The organism is Belnapia moabensis DSM 16746 (assembly GCF_000745835.1).
Classification (GTDB): Bacteria; Pseudomonadota; Alphaproteobacteria; order Acetobacterales; family Acetobacteraceae; genus Belnapia; species Belnapia moabensis.
This window is the reverse complement of sequence record NZ_JQKB01000166.1, coordinates 1-6,313: the sequence shown is the minus strand read 5'-3', so window position 1 is coordinate 6,313 and position 6,313 is coordinate 1. Positions and strand designations below refer to the sequence as shown.

The following is a 6,313-nucleotide window of genomic DNA, read 5'->3' as shown; positions in this document are numbered from 1 at the left end:
TGGCCGGGCAGACCGCCAAGGCCACCGAGGAGATCTCGGTTCAGGTCGGCCAGATCCAGACCGCCACCCGCGACGCGGTGGCCGCCATCCAGGGCATCGCCAGCACCATCGGCGAGGTCAACCAGATCGCCGGCGCCATCGCCGCCGCCGTCGAGGAGCAGGGCTCGGCCACCCAGGAGATCGCCCGCAACGTCCAGCAGGCCGCCGCCGGCACCCAGGAGGTCACCCGCAACATCAGCGGCGTCAGCCGCGCCTCGGCCGAGACCGGCGAGGCCGCCGGCCATGTCCTGCAGGCCGCCGGGGAGGTCTCCCGCCAGTCCGAGCGCCTCGGCTCCGAGGTCGCCGCCTTCCTCACCGGCGTCAAGGCCGCCTGACCTACGACCCCGGGGCTGGCCAGAACCGGCCAGCCCTGGGCCGCGGCAGCCTGCTCCAACCGCCTTACGGCGCCTTTGCGAACTGGCGGTGCTGTCCTGAGGCGCGAACGAGCCTCGCCGGCGAACCGACGGAGTTTCTATTTGGCTGTGCCTTGCCCGAAGCGCTGCCGCCAGCCGGTTGACTACCTTCCCGCTCCCCCGCACAGCCAAGGTCGCGCGGCACGGCGGCGCGATAACGGCTGCAGGCCCAAGTCAGGATCTCGAAGGCTGGAGCCTGTGTCCTGTCCATTCCCGTCGCGCCGGCCTGTGCAGAATACCGTGGGTCAAAGATATCGCCAGGAGTGTTCGGACACCGACGCCGCTGCACGCCATGAGGAACATCGGCGTTCCGGTACCCATGCTGACCGTCGCGTCCCAAGCGGCCAATATCGAAGCCCGCTGATCGGAATCCTTGCAGGAAAGCGACCCAGTCAAAGCCGGAGCGGGCCGCCTTTCGCCGCCGATTAGTGTGGGCCAAGGGACTCAGTACAATCTGTTGACGTCGGCAGTGGCAGTGGACGCCCTCGTGACGAGGCCACACGCTCAGTCGATGGTACAGCTCACAATCGATGACCCTGCACCGCCAAAGGCGGTTCAGGATGATACGCAGGATCTGAGCTCGACTTTGGCCATTATGCGGCGTGGCAGATGGCGTAAGCCAAGGCGCGTTGGAGTGCCGGGCGGGGTTTTGCGACATGGCGGTTGCGCCGTGACATGAGTAAACCCTGCTCGCGCCAGATGTGACGTCGCACGACGGCGAGGGTGTCGCTGAAGGTCGGGCGTTGCTTACGGGACCAGCCGCTGCTGGCTGCGGCCTCTCGCTCTGAGGGCCTGAGTTGCGCGGCCAGGAGGGTAACGAGGGAGAATAATGCGAGCAGGCATGGCGTGGTGCGGACGATGGCCAAGTCCGACCACTGCGCCCGGTTTCGACATCAAGATGCGCTCTGGTTTCCTGGAAGGTGACTTCCAGCTGCCAGCGCTGGACGAACCAGCCCAGGATCTGATCGGGCGTGCGGTGCAGGTCGGTGCACAGCAGGGCCTGCGGGGTGAACTGCTGTTGGGGATCGCGGATCAACATCCAGCGGATCGGCACGATGGGCATGCCGCCCTGACGCCAGACGGCGGTTGCGGTGCAGATTTCGACCTCACGCTCGCCTTCGCCGTACCAGCCCTGGACCATGACTGGCTGCCAGCGCGTGTGGGTGCCCCTCAGCACCTCGGACAGGTTCGGAAGCCGGCCGCCCTTGGTGCGGGGCCGGCCGGCGGTTCCGGGCGGCCGGGCGGCGCCGGGTCGTGGAGCGTGGCATCGAGCCGCAGGCGCGTGATGCTGGTGACCTCGTGACGAGCAGGAGCAGACAGCAGCTCCAAAGCGGCAAAGCCGATGTCGCCAACCACCACGATCTCCCGCCCAGGCAGCCATCGGCGGGCCTGCACCGCCAGCTGGCGAGCCCAGTCGGTGAGCTTTTTGTGCCGGAGGCCGCGCATCTGGCAGTACCGCTCCAAAAGCGCCAGGGCGGTGAGGAAGGGCAGTGCCCAGACCCGCCCGGCCTAGGGGACTGGCGCCAGCAACAACAGGCTGATGTAGCGCAAGCCGGACGCCTTCACAAAGTGCCCGTGGCTGGAGCGTACAAGGTCACGGTAGATGCCCTTGGCGGCGATCCGCTTGCCGCGGCGGCGCTCGATGGTGTCGTCGATGCCCAGCACCACCGGCCCGCTCGGCGCGAAAGCTCTGATCAGATGGTCCAGCAGGAAACGCGACGCCGCCCGGGAGCTCAGGTTGCCCGACTGAGCACTTGGTGGTAGTTCACGAAGTGCCGTTCCCGCGCGAGCCCTACGACGCGCAGCAGGCTCGTCACCGTGCGCTTGCCCGGCGGCAGAATGGCCCCGACCAGCAGCACCTCGGCGCGACGTCAAACCCGCTGGAGAAGGGTGGCGCAAAGCTCAGGATCACCGTGGCGAAACGGGTCGGCAGGCAAAGCATGGTGGCGTCTCTTGGCGGGGACGCATCATCCTAGCCGGGCAGCCCGCTCCGCCGCCCTCACCTCAAAAGGCCAAAGTTGAGCTGAGTGGCCAGGACGGTATCTCCGTACCCAGAGCTTCACATAAGCCCTGTTCCGTCGAGCATGCCGTGAAAGCCATGACCGGTTGACCGCCGATGTCGGCCGCGGGATGGCGCCGTCACCTTCCGGCTATAGTTTTCTCTACCCTGCCAAACCGCCAGATTCAGCGTTCTAGGGATGCTTCGCAATGTCGGCAGCGCCAGTGCTTGTCGTCACCGCCGGGATCGGCATATCCGGCTCCGCACTTCATCCACCAAATGCTGGGCAATGAAGTTATCGAAGAGTCTGCTCGGCGACGGACGTCACTCAACTTCCTCATGGAGGGATGAACAAGGATGACGGCTTGGCTGGAGGGCGCTGACGACATGCTCATGCCAATAGCAAGCACTATGGCTGATTGCGTGCTCCTTAACCTTTCCAATTTTAACCCGTCTCGTCTCGCACGCGGCTTTCCATCCTTGGAACCGGCCGGAACCGCAGCACTACAACCAATCCGGCCTGTGAGGCCTGGAGAACCCTGAGAAGTCGCTGCGATGTTGTTTAGGCCGACTGCGCCCACCTCAGAGGCGGCAAGGGAGAGGGACAGGGTCAGCTCGATGTCCTGATCGGCCCCCTGGCTCGTGCTCCACCATGGGCTGCGAGACCCGGAGCTACAAGCGCTCGGCCATCGCCGCGCGACACCTTAGGCTCCTGCATGCCAACGGGCCGGCAAGATGGCTGGTCTAGTCCCGGCTGACGCAATGTCTGGGTTGGGCCAGTCATCCCCGGGGTTATGCATGGAGCGGTACAGGCTGCGGCCAGCGTATCCGCACCTATTGCTACGGCACGACATGCATGTAGCTTGGGAGCCGCCTTTCATCGAGCCACAAATCGATCAAAGGTGTGATGGTGTCGGCAGAGCCAAACCTGCGGCCACTGGGCGGATGGCCGTCCATCAGCAACCGGCAGAATGGCCGCCTGTGTGACAGTCGATCGTAGCACGCCGGTATGTGTAAAATGGACCGCTCAATGGACCTTCGGACGCCATCCGCCCAAGCGCGTGGTACGGCGTCCTTCGACCGGCGGTGGCTCGAGCAGCAGGCTCATGCTGGCAAAGCACGCGCAATGGATCGCCAGATCCCCAACTCCCGCGACATTGCTAGCGACGGGCGAAACCAAGTGTGGACAGGAACCAAGTACCAGGATGGCCGACAGCCCAAGAAGTTGAGTGTTCATTCCCAGTTCGATTCGCCGTGGCGGCAAGGAAGCCGCCTGGCTGTATGGGAGCCGAGCAGTTTCCAACTGAGTCCAAGCCTGCCTGCCAAGCTTGACACAGCATGCGCGATGCCAGCTGTGGAGCGCCGTCGCACCCGTGACGAGCCCTCTCCACTGCGGCTGGCCGAGCAGCGTATCGAATACGATGGGGCAGCGGGTTGTGAACCGCTGCGTACCAGTCCCTGGCGCTTAAACATAGGACGACTCCATGGGAGCCTGTTGCGCAATGCACTGGATCTTCGGAAATGGGCGCGTGCAGGCCCAGTTTGCTTGCCCCCAAGACGCCTGGGTCCATCCGCGTCAGGGGTACAGCTCTCGCGCCATCAAGGCCGCCAACGGGCTGACATCGCCACCTGGCTGGCACGCTGACGATGGCAGGCACCGCGCCGGTGAGGCGGCAACATCTAGCGACAGCGCGGCAGCTTAGTATGCGGAAGCCACGTCTGCAGCGGGCTTACGAGCCGAACCTAGTGGTGCCTTGAAGCTTATAAAGACCTTCGCGCTGCGCCCAATGATTGGTCATGATGTGCACAACAACAAGGGCAGCAGTGGCGAGTAAAAACACCAGCATTGGGGAAGCTCCATACATAAGTTTCCTCCCTACCCTTGCCGCCATGCTGCATTGCGGGAAGCACCTTTACGACAAGCACTTTGTCAAATTCAGTCACAGAATTATTAATCGTAAGCTGCTCTGCCGGCTAGCGGTGTGCCTTGGTTCGCGGCCTATGACACTGCGGCTTCTTCCACAGCGAGGCAGGTCATTCCGCTGACAGCGTTCTGCAAGATTGATCCACCCGATCGGCCAGCGCTATCCACGCGCTCGCGGTTCGGTACCAATCCGCCTCGATTATCCCATGACCAAGGAGACCAATCGCCGGCGGCAACCCGGCAGAGCGGTCACCAGGATGATTCAGCAGCCCGGTGCCGGTTGCGGTGGCGCACCCATCGTGCAACAGGAACGCACCATGTCGTGGGGATTGCCAAAATGGACTTTCGACCTTGAGCATGGATCCCAGCCTTCGTCCTATGGCAGTGGTTGTGCGACACCCCCCCGTTGCGGCGCGCTGCTCCGCTCCAGCGGCGTCCCCCCACCTTTCCTGACACCGCCGAAGCGCCTCCGCCGTTTCCGGCAGCCGGCTTGGTTCACGGACGCCGATAAAACACCTGGCGGTCGCGTGAGTGTGGGTCGCGTGAGTGTGGAGTGCACTCTCGAACAGAAAGGAGGGATCATCGGGGGTATGAAATATGCTGCCTTGGTTGTCGCCTTCGCCGCCCTGCCTTTGGCCTGCCATAGCGCTGTAACATCAGGGCCGAGCCGCTGGATGGGCAGTGTCGTAGCCCTTGCTATGACAGGTGCCACCTTGGCTTTGCTGATGGTGCGATGAAGCAAGGGTTTTGAGGAATATGCGGGGAGACAGCGGGACTGTGACCGCAGGTTAACAATGGCGGCCAAGCGGCACGGAACACACGATCTCTTGATTTCTTATCGCGATGCGGATATCAACCCAGGCGAGAGCTGGAAGGGGCATGCTGGCCGCGAAACACACCCCTGGCATTTCGTAGCCAGAGCAGGCCGGGGCCGGATGGCCCCCTCTCAAAGCCCATCGCAAGGTGCACCGATAGCCACACCGCCCTAGGCGATTGGAGACGCGTGATCAGCTGCTGCAACAGACAGTATGCCAAGTCTGCTGGCGCGGCTTGGCACGACAGCACTGACTGCTCGAGCCGGGCCTGAATCGCCAGACACCACAAACCCGGGCGTCGATACGCTTTAGCTGCTTTCGCACGGACGCAGTATCGGCATGGGGTGGATCGCGGGACGACCCACCAGCGGGTTGCCACACCGGGCGTACTCCACAGTATTGTACGAAATCCGCATTCCTTGCTGGGCGTAAGTCAATGCTGAACCGAGTTGTCTCGCGGCTCGACCTGTTTGCCGCCAGCCTCGCCGCAGCCTGCTGAGGTCCAGCGGCATCGCAATGGGGTGGCCGGCGACGCTCTCCAGATCCTTGGCCCAGAAGGCCTTGCCGAACACGATCGACGCGACCGTGCCAATGGCCTTCGCCGGTTAACCAACCGCCCGTCATGCGGCGGGACCGGGGATCCGGTTGCTGCTGGGTCTGCGCCTGACAACCATACGGCCCCGTCTGCAAACTTGCCTTGTCAGCTCTCCTCCGGGAGGCCTGGTGCGGCCTGGCTGTCTGTCCTGCAACAGTCATGACAGATAAGATTGCACCGGTTTCTGTCGATATAGACAGCAATATCATAACATCTGCCAAGAAGCTGCCATTGAGGCACACGCTGTGGGTGATCAGTTACCGCGGAATGCGGCAGCGTGCTAAAAATGCCTGATCGAAGCGCGAGGATCGAACTCGCCAGTCAGATAGGGTAAAGAATGTCCTTCCTCGGCAACGCGAGTGTCCGCACCAAGCTTATTATTGAGGCGGCCCCCATTGTCTTGACTACGCGGCGTAGCGGAATTGCGGGTGCTGAAAGATGGAGCGGATCCGCTGCGGCCGCTTGGCAAGGCTACGCATATGGCTGATCGCCGCACGTTTCAGCTGCTGCTTGCTGCGCGCCGGCGCC

2 protein-coding genes and 1 pseudogene are annotated in these 6,313 nt (G+C 63.4%); 2 read left to right on the top strand and 1 reads right to left on the bottom strand.

Annotated elements, in window-relative coordinates:
- A pseudogene (locus tag EP26_RS36545) lies at nt 1–374 on the top strand (methyl-accepting chemotaxis protein); the annotation flags it as partial.
- A gap of 976 nt (nt 375–1,350) precedes the next feature.
- A complete protein-coding gene (locus tag EP26_RS38545; protein WP_342669137.1) occupies nt 1,351–1,755 on the top strand; it encodes a hypothetical protein in 405 nt (134 codons plus the stop codon).
- 206 nt (nt 1,756–1,961) lie between these two features.
- On the opposite strand, the gene EP26_RS38540 is transcribed toward EP26_RS38545, so the two are convergent.
- Complete coding sequence (locus tag EP26_RS38540) at nt 1,962–2,117, bottom strand: hypothetical protein (protein WP_342669136.1); 156 nt, start codon at nt 2,115–2,117, stop codon at nt 1,962–1,964.
- Between the last annotated feature and the right edge of the window lie 4,196 nt (nt 2,118–6,313).